This window comes from Pseudarthrobacter enclensis (genome assembly GCF_001457025.1).
In the GTDB taxonomy this organism is placed as follows: Bacteria; Actinomycetota; Actinomycetes; order Actinomycetales; family Micrococcaceae; genus Arthrobacter; species Arthrobacter enclensis.
This window is the reverse complement of sequence record NZ_KQ758599.1, coordinates 575,761-595,142: the sequence shown is the minus strand read 5'-3', so window position 1 is coordinate 595,142 and position 19,382 is coordinate 575,761. Positions and strand designations below refer to the sequence as shown.

The 19,382-nt window shown below is 69.4% G+C and carries 18 protein-coding genes; 4 read left to right on the top strand and 14 right to left on the bottom strand.

From position 1 onward, the window contains the following. Positions 1-37 precede the first annotated feature (37 nt). The 3 genes from AS031_RS02735 to AS031_RS02725 all read right to left on the bottom strand — a co-directional run bounded on the left by AS031_RS02735 (position 38) and on the right by AS031_RS02725 (position 4,547). Positions 38-1,174, bottom strand: coding sequence for a flavin-containing monooxygenase (locus tag AS031_RS02735; protein ID WP_058266576.1), 1,137 nt, complete (start codon positions 1,172-1,174; stop codon positions 38-40). Positions 1,175-1,267: 93 nt separating this feature from the next. Continuing rightward, positions 1,268-2,896 carry a helix-turn-helix transcriptional regulator gene (locus AS031_RS02730; protein ID WP_058266575.1) on the bottom strand — a complete coding sequence of 543 codons (1,629 nt, stop codon included), beginning with the start codon at positions 2,894-2,896 and terminating at the stop codon, positions 1,268-1,270. Between the two features lie 127 nt (positions 2,897-3,023). Further along, complete coding sequence (locus AS031_RS02725) at positions 3,024-4,547, bottom strand: ATP-dependent DNA ligase (RefSeq protein ID WP_058266574.1); 1,524 nt, start codon at positions 4,545-4,547, stop codon at positions 3,024-3,026. A gap of 63 nt (positions 4,548-4,610) precedes the next feature. On the opposite strand from AS031_RS02725, the gene AS031_RS02720 reads away from it, so the two are divergent. Beyond that, positions 4,611-5,219, top strand: a complete 609-nt coding sequence (locus AS031_RS02720; protein WP_058266573.1) for a dihydrofolate reductase family protein — start codon at positions 4,611-4,613, stop codon at positions 5,217-5,219. An 83-nt stretch (positions 5,220-5,302) separates the two neighbouring features. On the opposite strand, the gene groL is transcribed toward AS031_RS02720, so the two are convergent. Both groL and groES read right to left on the bottom strand, forming a co-directional pair. After that, a complete protein-coding gene (gene groL, locus AS031_RS02715; protein WP_058266572.1) occupies positions 5,303-6,913 on the bottom strand; it encodes a chaperonin GroEL in 1,611 nt (536 codons plus the stop codon). A 79-nt stretch (positions 6,914-6,992) separates the two neighbouring features. Beyond that, positions 6,993-7,286: a co-chaperone GroES gene (gene groES, locus AS031_RS02710; RefSeq protein WP_003805290.1), complete on the bottom strand. Its 294-nt coding sequence runs from the start codon at positions 7,284-7,286 to the stop codon at positions 6,993-6,995. Positions 7,287-7,511: 225 nt separating this feature from the next. Between groES and AS031_RS02705 the strand changes: the two genes are divergently transcribed. After that, positions 7,512-8,441 (top strand): DMT family transporter, encoded by a 930-nt coding sequence (locus tag AS031_RS02705; RefSeq protein ID WP_058266957.1) that lies wholly within the window; start codon positions 7,512-7,514, stop codon positions 8,439-8,441. On the opposite strand, the gene AS031_RS02700 is transcribed toward AS031_RS02705, so the two are convergent. Next, complete coding sequence (locus AS031_RS02700; protein ID WP_176716493.1) at positions 8,369-8,755, bottom strand: hypothetical protein; 387 nt, start codon at positions 8,753-8,755, stop codon at positions 8,369-8,371. The two genes, AS031_RS02705 and AS031_RS02700, sit on opposite strands and share 73 nt — an antisense overlap. 53 nt (positions 8,756-8,808) lie before the next feature. On the opposite strand from AS031_RS02700, the gene AS031_RS02695 reads away from it, so the two are divergent. Next, the gene (locus AS031_RS02695; protein WP_058266571.1) at positions 8,809-10,086 is read left to right on the top strand and encodes a THUMP-like domain-containing protein; all 1,278 of its coding nucleotides are present in this window, start codon (positions 8,809-8,811) and stop codon (positions 10,084-10,086) included. Here the strand turns inward: AS031_RS02695 and AS031_RS02690 are convergent. Both AS031_RS02690 and AS031_RS02685 read right to left on the bottom strand, forming a co-directional pair. Beyond that, on the bottom strand, positions 10,070-10,867 hold the full coding sequence (locus AS031_RS02690; protein WP_058266570.1) for a shikimate 5-dehydrogenase: 798 nt from the start codon (positions 10,865-10,867) through the stop codon (positions 10,070-10,072). The two genes, AS031_RS02695 and AS031_RS02690, sit on opposite strands and share 17 nt — an antisense overlap. Before the next feature lie 55 nt (positions 10,868-10,922). Continuing rightward, positions 10,923-12,353: a glycoside hydrolase family 3 N-terminal domain-containing protein gene (locus tag AS031_RS02685; RefSeq protein WP_058266955.1), complete on the bottom strand. Its 1,431-nt coding sequence runs from the start codon at positions 12,351-12,353 to the stop codon at positions 10,923-10,925. A gap of 387 nt (positions 12,354-12,740) precedes the next feature. Between AS031_RS02685 and AS031_RS02680 the strand changes: the two genes are divergently transcribed. After that, positions 12,741-13,892 (top strand): glutamate--cysteine ligase, encoded by a 1,152-nt coding sequence (locus AS031_RS02680; RefSeq protein ID WP_058266569.1) that lies wholly within the window; start codon positions 12,741-12,743, stop codon positions 13,890-13,892. Positions 13,893-13,985: 93 nt separating this feature from the next. Here the strand turns inward: AS031_RS02680 and tsaD are convergent, their stop codons facing one another. The 6 genes from tsaD to AS031_RS02650 form a co-directional block, all read right to left on the bottom strand. Beyond that, a complete protein-coding gene (tsaD, locus tag AS031_RS02675; RefSeq protein ID WP_058266568.1) occupies positions 13,986-15,077 on the bottom strand; it encodes a tRNA (adenosine(37)-N6)-threonylcarbamoyltransferase complex transferase subunit TsaD in 1,092 nt (363 codons plus the stop codon). Then, the gene (gene rimI / locus AS031_RS02670) at positions 15,074-15,553 is read right to left on the bottom strand and encodes a ribosomal protein S18-alanine N-acetyltransferase (protein WP_058266954.1); all 480 of its coding nucleotides are present in this window, start codon (positions 15,551-15,553) and stop codon (positions 15,074-15,076) included. The genes tsaD and rimI overlap by 4 nt, the downstream gene beginning before the upstream one ends. An 83-nt stretch (positions 15,554-15,636) precedes the next feature. Further along, positions 15,637-16,308, bottom strand: a complete 672-nt coding sequence (tsaB, locus tag AS031_RS02665) for a tRNA (adenosine(37)-N6)-threonylcarbamoyltransferase complex dimerization subunit type 1 TsaB (RefSeq protein ID WP_058266567.1) — start codon at positions 16,306-16,308, stop codon at positions 15,637-15,639. Continuing rightward, positions 16,308-16,931, bottom strand: a complete 624-nt coding sequence (gene tsaE / locus AS031_RS02660; RefSeq protein ID WP_058266566.1) for a tRNA (adenosine(37)-N6)-threonylcarbamoyltransferase complex ATPase subunit type 1 TsaE — start codon at positions 16,929-16,931, stop codon at positions 16,308-16,310. The genes tsaB and tsaE overlap by 1 nt, the downstream gene beginning before the upstream one ends. Further along, entirely contained in the window at positions 16,928-18,160 is a 1,233-nt protein-coding gene (alr, locus tag AS031_RS02655; protein WP_058266565.1) for an alanine racemase, read from the bottom strand. The genes tsaE and alr overlap by 4 nt, the downstream gene beginning before the upstream one ends. Positions 18,161-18,223: 63 nt before the next feature. Beyond that, positions 18,224-19,315 carry a carbohydrate kinase family protein gene (locus AS031_RS02650; protein ID WP_058266564.1) on the bottom strand — a complete coding sequence of 364 codons (1,092 nt, stop codon included), beginning with the start codon at positions 19,313-19,315 and terminating at the stop codon, positions 18,224-18,226. Between the last annotated feature and the right edge of the window lie 67 nt (positions 19,316-19,382).

Genomic DNA, 19,382 nt, shown 5'->3' with positions numbered 1-19,382 from the left:
AATCAAACCCTTCGGAGCGCGTAATCAACCGTCAAGTCTAGCGGAGTGCCACCCTTCCGTTCGAATTGGCTGCGTGTCGCACCGGGATCCGGCCTGCCACCCGGCGGGCGTCATGGACGCTTCCGGTCACTGTTGCGGACGCGGCGGAGTGCTGGAAGTTGCGCCCCACGAAGTACAGTCCGGGCGGGTCCTGGACTTCCCCGCCGGGCTGCCGGGCCTCCCCCGCGGCCGCTGCGAGCGCCGGGTCCAGCCACTGCAGGTCTTCCTGGAATCCGGTGCACCAGATGACGTTTGTCACCGTTGGCTGTGACCCGTCCTCCAGGAGCGGAAGGCCGTCCTGGACCCCGCGGACCCGGGGTACGAACGTCACCCCGGCAGCGGCGAGGTCCCTGGCCCTGGTGCGGATCAGCGGCGCCCCGTGGTCCCTGAACTGCGGTGCAGCCTTCCGCCCTGCCGGCGTTCCGAGGGTCAGCACGTGCAGGCCCACGAAGCGCACCAGCGGCAGGATGAACCGTGCGGCGGTCCGGCCGTGCTTGAACGGCATTTCACGTGGCGGGTTGGCGGCAACAAGCGTGGGGTGGGTGCGGGAGACTTCCAAGGCAATCTCGGCCCCCGAATTTCCCAGGCCAACCACCAGCACCGGGCCGTCCTGGAGCTGCTCCGGGTTTTTGTAGCTGCTGGAGTGGAAGTGGACGATCGAGCCGTCAAGGCCGGCGGCGAACGGCGGCAGCTTGGGCTTCCGCTCGGCCCCGGTGGCCAGCACCACGGTCCGTGCTTCCCAGCGGTTGCCGTTGGCGGCGGCCACGTAGACGCCGCCTTCGCGCCACAGCCGCTCCACGCGGACGCCCGTCAGCACCGGAAGGCTGGAGGCCGCCGCATAGTGCTCAAGGTAGTCCGCCATCTGGTCCTTGGCCGGGAAGGACAGCGGGTCCGCCGGGAAGGGAACACCCGGCAGGCCGTTGTATTTGGCCGGCGTAAACAGGCGCAGGGAATCCCAGCGTGTCCTCCAGCCGTCGCCGATCCTCGTGTTCGCGTCGAGGATCAGGAACTGCCGGCCCTGGCGGGAGAGGTAGTGGCCTATGGCCAGTCCCGCCTGCCCGCCGCCGATGACCAGCGTGTCCAATACCTCCGGGGTGCCGTTGGGACCCCGGGAATCCATCGTGTTCCCGTTCATGGCTTGAGGCTACGGCCGGGGCCTTCCTCCGCGCGTCGGCAGATCTGTGTATTCCGGCAGGCGGCCGGGGTGGGTAATTCTGTGCAGCCGGGGTCAGCCGGCGAGCCCGTGTTCGAAGGCATAGCGGGTGGCCGCCGCCCGGGATGAAAGTCCCAGTTTGAGGAAGATGTTGCTGATATGCCGGGCCACTGTCTTCTCGCTCAGGAACAGTTCGAGTGCGATGGCACGGTTGCCCCGCCCGGAGGCCACGAGCCGCAGCACTTCCTCCTCCCGGGCGGTCAACGGTCCGGCGCCGGTGTCCCTGGGAATCAGCGTGGCCGCCCGCGCCGCGGCGGGAGCGGCGCCCAGGTCCAGGAACGCCAGATGGGCGGCCTCAAACTCCATCCGGGCCGACGCATCATCACCGAGGGCCAGGCAGGCACGCCCTGTCAGCACCCGGCACCGGGCGGCCTCATACGGCACCCCCAGGTCGAACCACAGGCGCCAGGCCCTCCGCAGTGCCCGGCATGCGCCAACAGCGTCGCCTTCGTCGAGCCGCACCGCCCCGTCGGCCTGGTCCGCGACAGCCCGCACCATCGGCGTCGGACAATCCCGCGCGAACAGGAGAAGCTCATCGGCGGCGGCCCGCGCAGCGGCCAGGTCCGGGACGGCGAGCTCAATCTCCACCACCGCGGGCAGCAAGTGCCGGCGGGCAACCGGGTCCGCCACGGCGGCTGCCCTCCGGATGACCGTCCGGGCCGTCGCGGTGTCGCCGCGCTCCAGCACCAGGAGGGCCATGCCCGGTTGTGGTTCGAACCCGCTGGCGGCAGCTGCCCGGAAGGACTCCTCTGCTGCATCGAACCGGCCGGTGAGCCGCTGGATCTCGCCCTGCTGGTAGTAGCCGCCGTACAGGGCCTGGGGGTCGCCGCCGGCGGCGCGGGCCTGGGCGGCCCCTGCGGCAGCCATCGCTTCCTCCCATGCTCCGTGCCAGCGGAAAAGCTCGGCACGGTGGGCCTGGCACTCGCCGCTGAAGGCTGCCATATCCGGCCGTTCGCGGCACCAGCGGTCCAGGGCGGTCGTCCACTCCAGGGCGCGGCCGAGGTCGAACGCCAGCTGGCAGTTGGCGATGACGGCGCAGTAGGCGATTCCGGACGGGACGGCGGACAGCTCCCCCGCCGTCACCGCCACCATGACCTCATCGAAGAGGCGGAGCCCTTCTTCCACCTTTCCCAGCGCAAGGGACGCCTGCCCTGAGCCGAGCATCGCCAGCGCGGACACGTCACGGTCCTGGAAGGCCTGGCCCATGTCCGCGGCGCGGGTGAGCAGTTCCAAGGCCCCTTCCGGGTCGCCGCCGTGGAGCCGTGCCAGGGCGGCGGGCACCAGGAGGAATCCCTCGACGGCGTCAGGTCCGGGAAGTTCTCCGGCCAGCCGTTGCCCGCGGGCCAGCCAGCCGTGTGCACGTTCCCCGTCACCGAAATGCATGAGGTGGATGGCCAACCATCCGGCGCAGCGGGCAGCGCCGGCGAGGTCGCCCACCACGAGGTACTCCTCATGGGCGCGGGTGAGCGAGGCAAGGCCGGCGGCCGCGGATCCGGTCAGGATCTCCGCCGTCGCGAGCCGTTCCAGGTCAGCTGCCGGCAGGCCGCCCAGCCGGTCCGCTTCCCGGAGGCTGTGGAAAGCCTCGCCCCACCGGTGCTCCTGGAACGCGGCGCGGCCCTGGTCGAGACCCGCGTCAGCTGACATCCCGGCCTCCTTCCGGATACCTCCCCGGCCCGCGGCGCCGTGCCCTGCGACGCGTTCAGCGGTGCCTAAGCGCCACCGTACGCCCGGCGGAGGTGCCAGACAAGGCACGCCGGGGGCGCCGCCGTCGTCAGCTGCGCAGCAGGCCGCGGAGTGTCTGGATGGTGTCCGCTTCAGCCGGACCCTTGTCCTCCCGGTACCCTTTGACGCGCGCGAAGCGCAGCGCAATCCCGCCCGGGTAACGCGGGGACTGCTGCACGCCGTCGATGGCTATTTCGACGACGGTGACGGGCTCCACCCAGACGGTCCCGGCGGTGGGGCGCACCTCGAGTTCCAGGAACCGCCCGGTCTGCCAGTGCAACAACGCATCCGTGAGCCCCTTGAAGGTCTTCCCCACCATCACGTACCCTCCGGGCTTGCCGAACTCGCCGTCGGGATCCAGCGCCCCGAGGTGCAGGTTGGACAGCAGGCCGGACCGCCGGCCGGAGCCCCATTCACAGGCAAGCACCACCAGGTCATAGGTGAGCACCGGCTTCACCTTGATCCAGTTGGACCCGCGGCGCCCCGCGGCATACGTGGAGCCGACCGCTTTCAGCATGACCCCCTCGTGGCCGGCCGCCAGCGCATCGCGGGACACCTTGGCGGCCACCTCCGGGTCAGCAGTGGTCTCCCCCGGGATCCGGTAGTCCCCGGCGATGGACTCCAGGACGCCGATCCGGGTGGATAGCGGCTCATCCAGGAGGTCGCGCCCGTCCACGTGCAGCACGTCGAAGAACCAGGGGTGCAGGACCGTGGAGCGTGCGGCCTCGGCCCCGAACCTGGACATGGTCTCCTGGAACGGACGCGGCGCGCCGTCCTCGCCCAGTGCCAGGGTTTCGCCGTCAAGGATCACGTCACGCACCGGCAGCGACAGCACGGCCTCCACCACCTCGGGAAGGCGGTGCGTCACATCGGCCAGGGTCCGGGTGAAGATGCGGACGTCGTCGCCCGCCCGGTGCACCTGGATGCGGGCGCCGTCGAGCTTGTACTCCACGGACGCTTCGCCGGTGGCCTCCAGCGCGTCCGCCACCGACGCCGCGGTTGCCGCCAGCATGGGCTGGACCGGGCGCCCGACGACAAGCCCGACGGCGGCAAGGTCGGCCTCGGTGCCGGTCAGTGCCAGCAGTGCCGTCCCGCCAAGGTCCCCGGAGAGCATTGCCGCCCGGCGCACCAGTTCAAGGGGCCGGTCCGCGGCACGGGCCACCGCGTCGGTGAGCACGCCGTCCAGGGCGCCGGTGCGCAGTTCGCCCAGGAGCACCCCGCCGATGAAGGTTTGCTCCCTGCCGGTGGCCGCCGAGGTCAGCCGGCGCAGCGTGGCCGCCCGCCCGGCGGCCGATCCCGCGCCGGACAATGCCTGGAGTTCGCCGAGGGCGGCGTCAAGGTCTTCAATGGTGAGGCCGGGCTCGGCTGCAGGCTCGCCCATGGCTGCGGACATCCCCCGCCAGCCGACCCCCACCCGCCCCTGCCGGGGCCTGGCGGTCAGGAAGCCGACGGCGGCAACAACGTCGGCCGGGTCGAGCCTCTTCAGCAGCCTGGCCAGCGCGTCCATCTTTGCAAGCCTGGACCGGGTGGACGCAACGGCGTCCGCTGTCTTCACGAGCTCGTCCAGCAGCATGGCTACAGTCTGCCACGCCGTTCCACCCTCGACAGCGGCAGCGGGCAGTTCCAGAATGGACGCGTGGGCATCATCGTCGCGAACCTGTTCATGACCCTCGACGGCGTCTACCAGGCGCCCGGCGGCCGGGAAGAAGACCCTGCCGGTGCTTTCGCCTTTGGCGGCTGGCAGGCGCCGGTCTCCGATGACGAATCCGGCGCGGATATCGCCGCCGCGATAGACCGCATGGACGCCCTGCTGCTGGGCCGGAGGACCTACGACATCTTTGCGTCCTACTGGCCGCACCAGTCCGGCGACATCGGCGGGACGCTGAACCGGGTGCCGAAGTATGTCGTATCAGGGTCCCTGGCCAACCCCGGCTGGGAGGGGACCACTGTCATTCCGGATGCGACGGCGGCGGGACGACTCCGGGACGACTTTGACGAGGTGCAGATGTTCGGCAGTGGCGTCCTCATCCGGTCCCTGATGGCCGCCGGCGTCCTGGACCGCCTCCATGTGTGGCTCTACCCGGTCACCCTGGGGCAGGGCAAAAGGCTGTTCGACGCCGGTACGGTGCCCGCCACCTTCCGCCTGGCCGAACCTGCCCGCTCATATCCGAAGGGCGCCGTGTCCCTGGTCTATGAGTACGCCGGGGCCGTCGAGACGCAGGAAATGGTCCCCACCGCCCCCTAGCGCGGTGGCGGCACACAAAAAACCGGCCCGGCGGATGCCGGACCGGTTCTCTGTTCGCCGCTGTTAGCCGCGGGACAACAGCCTTAGTGGCTGTGGCCTGCGTGCTCGTCCTCGTCAGCCGGCTTCTCGGCCACCAGGGTCTCGGTGGTGAGAACCAGCGCAGCGATGGAGGCAGCGTTGCGCAGGGCAGCGCGGGTGACCTTGACGGGGTCGATGACGCCGGCAGCGATCAGGTCCTCGTATTCGCCGGACTTGGCGTTGAAGCCGTGGTTGGCTTCAAGGTCGCCCACGCGGGAGACGATGACATAGCCATCGAAGCCGGCGTTCTGGGCGATCCAGCGCAGCGGCTGGGTCAGGGCACGGCGGACGATGCCAACGGCAGCTGCGGCGTCGCCTTCGAGTGCCTTGACGGCCGGGTCCTCGTCCAGGGCCTTGAGGGCGTGGACCAGGGCGGAGCCACCGCCGGAGACGATGCCCTCCTCGAGGGCGGCGCGCGTGGATGACACGGCGTCCTCGATACGGTGCTTCTTTTCCTTCAGCTCAACTTCGGTGGCGGCGCCAACCTTGATGACGCCGATGCCGCCGGCCAGCTTGGCCAGGCGCTCCTGGAGCTTTTCCTTGTCCCAGTCGGAGTCGGTGCGGGCCAGCTCGGCGCGCAGCTGTGCGACACGTGCGGACACGTCCTCAGCCGATCCGGCGCCGTCCACGATGGTGGTGTTGTCCTTGGTGACCGTGATGCGGCGGGCGGTGCCCAGCACCTCGAGTCCAACCGTGTCCAGGCTCAGCCCCAGTTCCGGGGAGACAACCTGGGCGCCGGTGAGGGTGGCGATGTCCTGGAGCATGGCCTTGCGGCGGTCGCCGAAGCCCGGTGCCTTGACGGCAACAACGTTCAGGGTGCCCCGGATACGGTTCACGATCAGCGTGGACAGGGCCTCGCCGTCGACGTCCTCGGCAATGATGAACAGCGGCTTGGATGCCTGCAGTGCCTTCTCCAGCAGCGGCAGGAAGTCCTGCAGCGAGGAGATCTTGCCCTGGTTGATCAGGATGAGTGCGTCCTCGAGGACGGCTTCCTGGCGGTCCGCGTCGGTGATGAAGTACGGGGACAGGTATCCCTTGTCGAACTGCATGCCCTCGGTGAGTGCCAGTTCGGTCTGGGTCGTGGAGGACTCTTCGATGGTGATGACGCCATCCTTGCCCACCTTGCCGAAGGCTTCGGCGAGCAGTTCACCCACTTCGTCGCTCTGTGCGGAGATGGCGGCGACGTTGGCTACCTGGGTGCCCTCCACCGGGCGGGCGTTTTCCAGCAGGCGGGCTGCAACGGCTTCAACGGAAACCTCGATGCCGCGCTTGATCTGGCCGGGGGCGGCGCCGGCGGCCACATTGCGCAGGCCTTCCTTGACCAGTGCCTGCGCCAGGACCGTTGCGGTGGTGGTGCCGTCACCGGCAACATCGTTGGTCTTGGTGGCGACTTCCTTGGCCAGCTGGGCGCCAAGGTTCTCGTACGGGTCGTCCAGTTCCACTTCGCGGGCGATCGTGACGCCGTCGTTCGTGATGGTGGGCGCGCCCCACTTCTTGTCCAGGACGACGTTGCGGCCACGCGGGCCGAGCGTCACCTTGACGGTGTTGGCGAGCTTATCGATGCCGGCCTCGAGGGCCCGGCGGGCAGCGTCGTCAAACGCAAGCTGCTTTGCCATGGTGTTGTCCTTTCAAAGACAGAACCCCGCGCCGCCGGCCAGCACAAAGCATGGCCGGCGGCACGGGGAACCGGAAGAGTTACTTAACGACGATCGCCAGGACGTCGCGGGCGGACAGCACGAGGTACTCGGTGCCGCCGGTCTTGACTTCGGTTCCGCCGTACTTGGAGTAGATGACAACGTCGCCGACAGCGACGTCGACCGGTACGCGGTTGCCGTCTTCGAAGCGGCCGGGGCCTACTGCGACAACTTCGCCTTCCTGGGGCTTCTCCTGCGCGGAGTCCGGGATCACCAGGCCGGAAGCCGTGGTCTGCTCGGCTTCGAGCGGGCGGACAACAATACGATCCTCAAGAGGCTTAATAGAGACCGACACTCGGACCTCTCCTTTTCGTCAGCAAATTTCTGGACTTCAAAGCCGTTTGCCCTTGGCTGGCAACCGTCGTCGCGGTGCCGGCAGCAGCCTGGCTGGCAGCTCTTCATGTGTTAGCACCCTCCTAGGGAGAGTGCTAATGAAGACTCTAGGCGGGGGTTAGCACTCGGTCAAGGCGAGTGCCAGCCGTTTCGTCATCGGAGAACACTTCCTGTGTACAGTGAACCGGTGCGGGCAGCCATCTTCCTGATCCTTGCCACCCTCTTCTGGGCGGGCAACTTTGTGGTAGGCCAGGCTGCGGTGCAGTCCATGGTTCCGCTGCAGCTGACCTTCTGGCGTTGGGCGCTGGCCGCCGTGCCCCTCCTGGTCCTGGCGCAGCTGGTGGACCGGCCCGACTGGAAAGCCGCCCTGCGCCACTGGCCACGGCTCCTGCTGCTCAGCTCCCTGGGTATGAGCGCCTACACCCTGCTCCTCTACGCCGCCCTGCAGCACACATCGGCGCTCAACGCCTCCCTCGTCACTGCCGCGAACCCGGTACTCATCATGGTCCTGGCCGCGGTCCTGCTCAGGGACCGTCCCCGGCCGCTGAGCTGGCTGGGCCTGGGGTTCGGCTTGGCCGGCGTCCTGCTGGTGCTCACTGCGGGGCGGTTGGAGCGGCTGCTGACGTTTTCGCTGGGCGCCGGCGAGCTGCTCATCCTGGCCGCCATCACGGTCTGGGGGCTTTATACGGTCCTCGCCCGGCGGGTGGCAGTACCAGCCGTCACCTCCACCGCCATCCAGGCAACCATCGCCGCCGTCGTCCTCGCTCCCGTGGCGGCCGCCACGGGAGCAGGCTTCCCGTCAACGCCGGCAGGCGCCTGGTCGCTGGCTTTCATCGTGGTTTTCCCCTCGCTGGGCTCCTACCTGCTGTGGAACCTGGCCCTGAAGCGGACCGCTGCCGCCAACGCAGGCAACTGCCTGAACCTGATCGCGGTCTTCACCGCCATCATCACCGTGTTGCTGGGCCAGCCCGTGACGGCGGCCCAGGTATGCGGCGGCGTCCTGGTCATCGCGGGGGTGCTGCTGACGGGGGCGGGCCAGCGGCCTCAGCGGCCCAGGTCGTCGAAATCAACGTCCTCGCCAGGGTCGGAGGAGTTGCCGCGGTTGCGGGTGCGGTAGAGGACCACGGAGGACCCCGCCACGACGAGCAGCGACACCACGAGCACCGCGGTCCCTGCGGCGCGGGCACCGGAGTACAGGCCCCGGATGTCCCGGGCTTCCTGGGTGTTGTCCCCAATGTTGTTGCCGCCCACGGAATAGACGGTGGCGTTGAAGGTATCCAGGAAGAAGATGATCACGAGCAGCGCGAGGCACACCACCGCCAATACGGCACCGACAACCAGCGCCGGCCGGGCGTACCTGGCAGGCTTCTTGGCAGTTCCGGGATTCCGGGGCAGTTCGTCGGGCTTTTCCGGGCCTGCGCTGTCAACCATGCATTCAACCCTATCGGCATCCCTCGCCGGCCTTGGGCGTTAGGCTGGAACCCATGGCTCAAGCTCCCCAGGACCAGATAGCACCACTGCTCACCCCCGAAGGCTGGGAGCTGCTGGCGTCGCTCGGCCCCTACACGGAGGACGGTTCCTTTGCCCTGAACAGTGAGCTCCGCAAAGCCGGACACAGCCCGGAACTGGTCTCCGCGGTACTCACCCAATCGCGGCTGCGGACCAGGGCGGAGGCCAAGTTCGGGGAGTTTGCCCGCCGGATGCTGTTCACCCAGGCCGGCCTGGAACAGGCCACCCGCCTGACGGTGGCGGCCCGGCACGCCCAGCGCTTCGCGGCCGCGGGCGTCCGGCACGTGGCGGACCTGGGCTGCGGGCTGGGAGCCGACTCGTTGGCCCTGGCGTCTCTGGACCTGGGCGTGACAGCGGTGGAAGTGGACGAAACCACTGCCGCGTGCGCCACCGTGAACCTCATCCCGTTCCCCAACGCCACGGTGGTCCATGCGGACGCCGCGGACGTCCCCTTGGAGGACGTCGACGGCGTCTGGCTGGATCCCGCGCGGCGGGTCACCTCAAGCTCCGGCACCCGCCGCATCTGGGATCCGGAGGCCTTCTCTCCTCCGCTGTCCTTCGTGGAATCCCTGGCCGCGTCCGGCAAGGCCGTGGGCGTCAAGATGGGTCCCGGCATGCCCCATGAGTCGGTTCCGCAGGGCTGCGAGGCACAGTGGGTTTCCGTCGCCGGGGACGTCACCGAGGTGGCGTTGTGGTTCAATGCCGTCAGCCGGCCCGGGGTGCGCCGCGCCGCCCTGGTGCTGGGACCGGAGGGGGCCGCGGAGCTGACCAGCGGCGAGGATTTCGGGCAGGGGCCGGAGGCGCCCGTGGGTCCCGCCGGAGGTTACCTTTACGAGCCCGACGGCGCCGTCATCCGGGCCGGCCTCGTCGCCGACCTCGCACTCAGCCTGCGCGGCCACCTCCTGGACGAGCACATTGCCTACATCTGCTCCCCTGCCCTGGCGGACACCCCGTTCGCTCGCGCGTACAGGGTCCTGCAGGTGATGCCCTACAACGTCAAGGCGCTGAAGGCCTGGGTGAAGCAGGAAGGGATCACGGTGCTGGACATCAAGAAGCGCGGCACCGCCGTCACCCCCGAGGAACTGCGGAAGCAGCTCCTCGGCGGCAAGGGCCAGGGCAGCAAGGGCCATGGCATCAGGAAAGCCGGACGGACGGCCACCCTGGTCCTCACCCGGATCGGCGAGGACAGAGTGGCCATCGAAGTGGAGCCGGTCACCGCGGACCGGCCCGCAGGGGTCACTGCGCGCGGGTAAACTCCTCGGCGGCCCGGACCTGCGCGTCCGTGGGACGCACGCCCGTGTACAGCACGAACTGCTCCAGTGCCTGGATGGTGGCCACCTCGGCGCCGGTGATCACGGTCTTGCCGGCCTTGCGGCCCGCTTTCACCAGCGGCGTCTCCGCGGGGAGCGCCACGACGTCGAAAACCACCCGGGCCGCGCCAATGGCCTCCACGGGGAAGGACAGCGCGTCGGCTTCCGGTCCCCCGGCCATGCCGATGGGGGTGACGTTGATGATCGTGTCCGCCGTGCCGCCGTCGAGCGTTGCCCGCCAGCGAAAGCCGTACTGGTCGGCGAGCGCGCGTCCCGCTGCCTCGTTGCGGGCTATGACGGTGACGTCCTTGAAGCCGGCGTCGCGCAGCGCCGCCACCGTTGCCTTGGCCATGCCGCCCGCGCCCTGGACCAGGACGGAACCCGTTACGGGAACCGCATAGGTGGCCAGCAGCTGCTCAATCGCGGTGTAGTCGGTGTTGTAGGCCTTGAGGTGCCCGTCCGTATTCACGATTGTGTTGACCGAATCGATGGCCCGGGCGGACGGGTCCATCTCGTCCACCAGGGCGATCACGTCTTCTTTATACGGCATGGAGACGGCGCAGCCACGGATCCCCAGGCCGCGCACGCCGGCAATGGCCTGCTCAAGGTTGGTGGGGGCGAACGCCTTGTAGATCCAGTTAAGTCCGAGCTGTTCGTACAGGTGGTTGTGGAACCGGGTCCCGTTGTTGCTGGGCCGGGCCGAAAGGGAGATGCACAGGGTCATGTCTTTGTTCAGGATAGGCACCTGTCCATTAAACGCTGCCGGGGCTGTTGAGGGGTCAGGGGCAGCCGGTCCCGGCAGGATAGGGCCCGACGGCGGCGGGCAGCTTTCCGGGGGCGGGCGCCTTCCCCGCCAGCACGGCAGCCAGGGCGTCGAAAGCGGCGTCGCTGCGGCCGTACAGTGCCACCTTCACCGGCGCCGTGGAACCCTGCAGCGGCCACGGGGCGTCCAGCGTGACGGCGACGTCACCGCCGGCCGGGGCGCCGCCGTAGCCGATAAGGCTGACCAGCGGTCCCGAACCAACCTGCAGCCCCGCGCGGGCCGCGGCGGCTTCGAACCGTTCCTTGTCGCCTGGTCCCCCGCCGGCCACACGGACCGCTCCGGGCACCAGCGGCCCGGAGCAGTTGCCGGCCACGACGGTGACCGCGGCTGCGGAGACCTTTGCGGACACTGGCGCGGCGCTGCCGGCGGGGGCCGCCAACCGGGCTTGCCGGCCCTGCCAGACCATCATGGTGGCAACACGGGTTGCGGCTTCGTCCAGCCGTTCCTTGGGCAGGGTTCCTGACGTGACGGCCTGGACGATGGCGGCGTGGGCCTGGGCGGCGTCCGCGGGCATCAGGAGCAGGTCGGCGCCGGCGGCGAGCGCGGCAACGGCCGCGGACCCGGCAGGATACTGCTTGGTGATGGCACCCATGTTCAGGGCGTCGGTCACGGCAACGCCCTTGAAGCCCAGCCCGCGCAGTTCCGCGTAGGTTTTGGCGGACAACGACGCCGGAACTCCCGGTTCCAGCGCCGGCACCGCGATGTGCCCGGTCATGACCATGGGCACGCCGGCGCCGATGGCTGCGCGGAAGGGCTGCCAGTCCCTGCCCTTCAGTTCTTCCACGCCCGCATTCTGGACCGGCAGGCTGATGTGCGAGTCGGCGGTCACGGACCCATGCCCGGGGAAGTGCTTGACGGTGGGCAGCACGCCGGCGGCCAGCATGCCCTGGGAGAACGCTACGCTGTGGGCCGCCGCGGCGGCCGGGTCCCCGGACATGGACCGCGCACCGATGGTGGGGTCCCCCGGACCCACCGTGACGTCGGCGTCCGGCGCGAAGTCGAGGTTGAAGCCCAGCGGCGCGAGCTCTCCCGCCAGGCCCTGCCCGGCGTCGCGGGTCAGGGTGGTGTTTCCGGCGGCACCGTAGCTCATGGGCGACGGCCAGACGGTCAGCGGTGCGCCGAGGCGGGCCACGATGCCGCCCTCCTGGTCCACGGCCACAATGCCGGGCCACGGGCTCCCGTCCGCCGCGGTTGCCTCCGACAGGCGCTGGTTGATGGCAGTCATCGACGCCAGGTCCACCTTGCCCTGCGGATCGCGGGGAACGTTGTCGCCCATGATGATGCTTCCGGCCAGGTGCAGCCGTTCGATGGCAGCGGCCTGCGCCTCAACCTGCTGCCCGGCGAACGAGGGCAGCAGCACCTGGCCGGCTTTCTCCTCGGGCGTCATGGCGGCCACGGCGGCGGCAGCAGCGTCCTGGTCCCGGCGCTGGGGGCCCCAGCCCAGCGGTGCCGCCCCCGGATCCGGTGACGGTGACGCAGTGGCGGGTGCCGGCGTCGTACGCGGCGTTTCCGACGCCGGCGCGCTGCCGGGTGCCGACGTGGACGGTGGCGTGGAGGGCCCGGGCCCGGACGGACCCGCCGTGCAGGAAGCAAGGGCGAGCAGGGAGGCCGCGGCGATCAGGGGGAGGCTTTTGTGTGGACTGTCACGCAGGTGCTGGAACAGGGACATCATTACGATGCTACCCCTGCCCTATAGACTTGAAACACCGTTCGCATGCCGGCAGCAGCCCGGAAGCGGCACCAGCCAGCGGCATCCCGGACAGTGAGGAACTGCGTGAAGATCGACTTCGCACCATCGAGGCAATCAACCCTTGGTGTTGAGTGGGAGCTGGCGCTGGTGGACGGCAGCACGGGTGAACTTGCCTCCGTGGCCAACGAGGTGCTCCGCGGGGTTGCGGCGCGCCATCCGGAGCTGAACGAGGATGACGAACACCCGCACATCAAGCAGGAACTCCTCCTGAACACGGTGGAACTGGTCACCGGAATCTGCGAAACCGCGGCCGAGGCCAAGGAAGACCTCAGCCGCTCCGTGGCCGCTGTCCGGGAAATCACCGATCCCATGGGTGTTGAACTGTTCTGCGCCGGCAGCCACCCGTTCAGCCCGCCGCAGCTGCAGCCCGTGACGGACAAGGCCCGCTACGCCAAACTGATCGACCGGACCCAGTGGTGGGGCCGGCAGATGGTGATCTACGGCGTGCACGTCCACGTGGGCCTGGACCGGCGGGACAAGGCCCTGCCGGTGCTGGACGGCCTGGTCAACTACTTCCCGCACTTCCAGGCGCTCTCCGCGTCCAGCCCGTTCTGGGGCGGCGAGGACACCGGCTACGCCTCCCAGCGGGCGCTAATGTTCCAGCAGCTGCCCACCGCGGGCCTGCCGTTCCAGTTCCCGTCCTGGGAGGAATACGAGCACTACGTCCAGGACATGTTCACCACCGGGGTGATCGACACAATCTCGGAAATCCGCTGGGACATCCGGCCCGTCCCGGCGCTGGGAACCATCGAGATGCGCATCTGCGACGGCCTGGCCACTTTGGAGGAAGTCGGCGCCATCGCGGCCCTGACCCAGTGCCTGGTGGACGAGTTCTCCACCACCCTGGACAACGGCGGCACCATTCCCACCATGCCGCCGTGGCATGTGCAGGAGAACAAGTGGCGGGCGGCCCGCTACGGGATGGACGCCATCATCATCCTGGATGCTGCGGGCAAGGAGCAGCTGGTCACGGACCACCTGCTGGAAACCCTGAACCGGCTTGAGCCGGTGGCGGCCAAGCTGGGCTGCCCGGACGAGCTCGCCGACGTCGAGAAGATCATCCGCCGCGGCGCCGGCTACCAGCGCCAGCGACGGGTGGCGGAGCAAAACGGCGGCAACCTGCAGGCCGTGGTCCTGGACCTGGTCAAGCAGATGCGCAACGGTCTCACCGCCTGATCCTCCCCTTTACTTGCTCTATCAGATATGGCTCCTCAACCGCCGGCGGTTGAGGAGCCATATCTGATACAGCGTCAAAGGTTTGCCGGGTGTTCAGGCCGGGAGGGACACCGAGGTGACCGGCATGGACGAGTCCGGGGCGAAGCCGATGCCGCTGGGTTCCGCGCCCGCCATCACCAGCTGCGCGCCGAGCGCCGCCACCATGGCGCCGTTATCCGTGCAGAGGTCCAGCGGCGGGACGTGAAGCCGGATCCCCGCCGAGGCGCAGCGCTGGCCCGTCAGTTCGCGGAGCCGGGAGTTGGCTGCCACGCCCCCGCCCAGGAGCACGTCCTTGATGCCCTGCTCCTTGCAGGCGAGCACGGCTTTCGACGAGATGACATCCACCACCGCTTCCTGGAAGGCTGCGGCAATGTCCGCCACGGGGATCTCCTCGCCGCGGGCCTCAAATTGCTCCACGCACCGTGCCACCGCGGTCTTGAGCCCGCTGAAGGACCAGTCGTAGCGGTGCTTGCCCGGCTCTTCCGCCGTGCCCATGTATTTCGGCTGGCTCAATCCCCGCGGGAAACGGATCGCCTTCGGATTACCGGTGCGGGCCACCTTGTCGATGGCAGGGCCGCCGGGGTAGCCCAGGCCCAGGATGCGGGCCACCTTGTCGTAAGCCTCGCCGGCGGCGTCATCGATGGTGGACCCCAGGAGCTCGACGTCGCTGGTGATGCTGTTGATCCGCAGGATTTCGGTGTGCCCGCCGGAAACAAGGAGTGCTCCGAGGTTTTCCGGGAGTTGCTGCGGCCGTCCGGTGGCCCGGTCATCCAGGAGCCCGACTCCGACGTGGGCCACGAGGTGGTTGATGGCGTACAGGGGCTTGCCGGTGGCCACGGCCAGCGCCTTGGCGGCGCAGACCCCAACCATCAGCGCGCCCGCCAGACCGGGCCCTGAGGTGACGGCGATGGCGTCGACGTCAGCAAGCGCCACGCCGGCGTCGGCGAGCGCCTGCTCGAGGGTGGGGACGAACGCGTCCAGGTGCGCCCGGGAGGCGATCTCCGGGATGACCCCGCCAAACCGGACGTGCTCATCCATGGACGAGGACACCGTGTTGGCCAGGAGCGTGGTTCCACTGACGACGCCGACGCCGGTTTCGTCGCAGGAGGATTCGATGCCCAGTACCAGGGGCTGCGAGCGGTTCATGGCCGGTTTCCTTCGGTTGGCGGTTCCCCGCCGGTTTCGGTTGCTGCCTCCGGCACGAGCGGGAGCCGCATGATGAGCGCGTCCACGCCGTCACGGTAGTAGCGGGGGCGGATATGGATCTGCTGGAACCCGAACCGGAGGTACAGCCGCTGCGCGCGCGGGTTGTCCGCACGGACCTCCAGCAGCACGTCCGCGGCGCGCCGCCGTCGGGCTTCGTCAATCAGTTCCGTGAGCAGGGTGCTGCCGATGCCACGCCCCTCGCGGTCAGGCACGACGGCGATCGTCTGGACGTCCGCGATCGGTTCGATGCACATGAGCCCGGCATACCCGACGATGCCGGCGGGGCCTTCCGCCACAAGGTAGCGGCGGGTTTCAGGCTGCGCCAGTTCGTCGAAGAACATCTGCACCGGCCACGCATCGACGGGGAAGAGTGACTGTTCCAGGGCGCTGACAGCAGGCACGTCCGCCAGCGTCATGTCCCGGATGACGACGCCGTCCACGCGCAGGGGGCGGGGCTGCGGGTCCCTGTCCGGGGACGGGGAAGTGGACGCAGCGCCGCTCACAGTGCCCGCTTCCGTGGTCCGGGAACCTGGGCGTCGGATTCGCGAAGGTACAACGGGGTGGAGTCCAGGAGCCCGTCGCCGGCGGCCAGCCGTGCCAGCGCGAACTGGCCAAGGTACAGCGCGTCAGGCTGCTCACCGGCGAAGTCGGGATTGGCCCGGAGGGCATCTGCGTAGAGTCCGGCGCCGGCGCCGTACGCGGGGAGGTCCGGCAGGTCCGCGGCGAAGCCAACGTGCGGCCCGTCTTCCAGCACTGGGAGCTGCCCGGCGGCCAGGCTGTAGCGGGCCCAGTAGACCTCCTTGCGCCGGGCATCGGTCACCACCAGGAACTCCGGTGCCGCGGACGTGGACTCGGCCACTTCGAGGGCCACGGCGTCCAGGCTCATCAGGCCGTGCAGGGGTTTGCCCCACACGAAGGACAGCGTGCGGGCTGTGGCGATCCCGGACCGCAGCCCGGTGAACGGGCCCGGGCCCACACCCACTACCAGGGCGTCGATGTCCTGGCCGGTGACGCCGGCCCCGGCCAGCATCTGATGGATGCCGGGGGCCAGCACTTCGGCGTGGCTGCGTGTGTCCTCGGTGGAGAAGCAGGCCACCACGCCTTCGGGTGCGTCGTCCGACACGAGGGCGGCGCTGGCCACGGCTGAGGTGTCGATGGCAAGGATCAGCATCAGTGGTTCCCTCCGGCGGTGCGCAGGTCCGGGGCGGCAACCCACCGCGGACCGTAACCGCGCATCACGATGGTGCGCGGCTCGTCGGTGTCCTCGGTATCGAAGTCCAGGTTTCCGGGCTCCCCGGCACCGGTCCCGCCGTCGAGGCCGAGGGCGGGGTCCAGCCCGATGGCGCGGTGCAGGTCGATTTCGAGCCGGTTTTCGCTGAGGTGCTCCACCCGGTCGTGGCCCCATTCCACAACGGTGACGGACGTGTCCATGGTGTTTTCGAGGTCGATGTCATCCACTTCAGCGGCGGAGCCCAGCCGGTAGGCGTCCACGTGGACAAGGTCCGGGCCGCCCGGGCGGGGACCGTCGGGGAGGTTGGGGTGGATGCGGACCAGGACGAAGGTGGGCGAGATGATGCCGGCACGGACGCCGAGCCCCTCCCCCAGCCCCTGCGTCAGGGTGGTCTTTCCCGCCCCGAGTTCACCGGAGAGGACCACCAGGTCACCGGCGTCGAGGACCCGCGCAAGGCAGGCGCCGAGCGCATGGGTCTGGTCCGCCGTCGTCGCCGTGTACGTCTTTTCCCAGTTGGCCCCGGCGGAGCCGTTGGCGTGCGGTGGCTGGTTCGCGGGGCTCACAGGACCGCCTTCCCGCCCGCGGCCGCGGCAACCGGCCGGGCTATGGTGTTTTCCTCATGGACGAAGCGGCGCGGCACGCGGGGACTGATCCTGGTGACGATCTCGTAGTTGATGGTCCCGGCGGCCCGGGCCCAGTCGTCGGCCGTGGGCCCGCCGTCGGCGCCGCTGCCGAACAGCTCGGCTTCGGCCCCCAGCAGACCCGCCGCCGGGGCCTCGGGGCCGAGGTCGATCACCATCTGGTCCATGGCGATGCGGCCCACCACCGGATACGTCTTCCCGGCAACCCGGACGGGGCCGCCGGTGGCCACACGGGGGATGCCGTCGGCGTAGCCCACCGGGATCAGGCCCAGCGTGCTGGCACCCTCGGTGCGGTAGTGAAGTCCGTAGGAGACGCCCTGCCCCTCCGGGACATGCTTGCACTGGGACACTTTGGTGCGTAGCGACATGGCCGGCTGCAGTCCGAGTTCGGCGGAACTCTGGCCGTCGAAAGGCGAAAGGCCGTAGATACCCAGTCCCACGCGCACCAGGTCGAAGTGCGTATCCGGGCGGGACAGGGTAGCGGGGGTGTTGGCCAGGTGCCGGACTTCAGGATCAACGCCGGCGTCCTCGGCGACGGCGAGCGCCTCGCGGAAGGCGGCCAGCTGGTGGTCCGTTTCGGGCCGTTCGGGTTCGTCGGCGACGGCAAGGTGGGAGAAGATGCCCACCACCCGGAGCAGGCCCTGGTCCTGGTACTCCATGGCCTCGCCTACCAGCGTGTCCCAGTTGGCCATCGTGGAGCCGTTGCGGCCCAGCCCAGTGTCCACCTTGAGGTGGATCCTTGCCGGGCGTTCCTGTTCGCGGGCGGCAGCCACGATCCGGTCCAGTTCCCACCCCGAGCACCCGATGTCGACGCCGGACGCCACGGCGGCTCCAAAATTGCTGTCGGTGGTGTGCAGCCAGGCCAGCAGCGGGGCGTCGATACCGGCGGCGCGCAGGGCCAGGGCTTCGGAGATGTGGGCCACGCCCAGCCAGGACGCTCCTGCCTCGAGGGCAGCGCGGGCCACCGGGACGGCGCCGTGCCCGTAGGCGTCGGCCTTGACGACGGCCATGACCTTGGCGGGCGAGGCGGCGGCTGCGAGCCTCCGGACGTTGTGCCGGATGGCGTCAAGGTCGATCACGGCGGACCGCTCGTAGCGGTAGTCCTGCCCGGAAGTGGCGTCTGATTCACCGGTGCTGGCGGGGTATGTCACCCTACTGATTCTAGTGGGGGTGCTTCCGGCCGAATAATCGGACGGTACAGGCCGTGCCCGCGGCTAGGCGTCGGACAGGTGCGCGATGGTTGCCGACGCCCGGCGCGGGGCCTCTTGGGGAACGTCCTGGATGATGTCGGCGAGGAAGCCGAACCGGCGCAGCCATTGGCTCATCTGGCGTTCCGGCCGGGCGTTCGCCCGTTTCCACCAGTCGGCGATGTCTCCCCAGCCGGGGGCCGCCAACGAACCGCCCACCTCCTGGACGGCCAGGGAGGCGCACAGGTTGGCGAAACGCAGCCTGTTGCCCAGCGGCCAGCCGGCAAGGCTGCCCACGATGAACGCGGCGTCAAAGCAGTCCCCGGCGCCGGTGGGGTCCAAAGCCTTGACCGGCAGGGACGGCACCCACTCCTCCTCCCCCGTTTCAGAGTCCACCGCCAGTGCGCCCTGCGGTCCCAGCGTCACCACCGCCACCGGGACCCGGTCCGCCAGTGCGTACAGCGCGGACCAGGCATTGTCCTTGCCCGTCAGTGCCATCGCTTCACGCTGGTTGGGAAGGAACGCGTGGAAGTACTGCAGGTTTTCCAGCCTGACCGGAGCCCACTCCCCGGTGGGGTCCCAGCCGACGTCGCCAAAGAGCTTCACGCCCTCCCGGTGCGCGGACTGCGCCCAGGACTCGACTTCCAGGCCCACGTCCGCGATTCCGGCGAGCGCGGGCGGCGGTGTTCCGATGAGCTCCGAGGACGTGACGGGGGCGGCATGCCCGTGGGTGACCATGGACCGGTCCTTTTCGACGCACAGGGAGACGGTCACCGGTGAGTGCCAGCCGGGTATCCGCCGGGACAGGCTCAGGTCCACCCGTTCCTGGCCGGAGAGGATCTTCCAGTTGAAGTCCCCGTAGCCGTCATCGCCGAAGGCCGCCGCCAGCCCGGTCCGAAGCCCCAGCCGGGCCGCCGCGATGGCCTGGTTTGCCACCCCGCCGGGGCAGCTTCCCATGCCGTCGCTCCAGATTTCGGTTCCCGGCTCCGGCCCGTGGGGCAGGCCGGTGAAGATGATGTCCTGGAAGACCGTTCCGGCCAGCAGCAGATCGAACCCCGGCACCGAATGTTCTCTGACCGACGCCAGGGGGTCGAATGGGCGTGCTGGGTTCGCGTCCATGTCCGGCACAATACGCCCTGCCACCGCCATCCGGTAGTGGTGCGGCGGGCACGGGCCTAGACTGCTG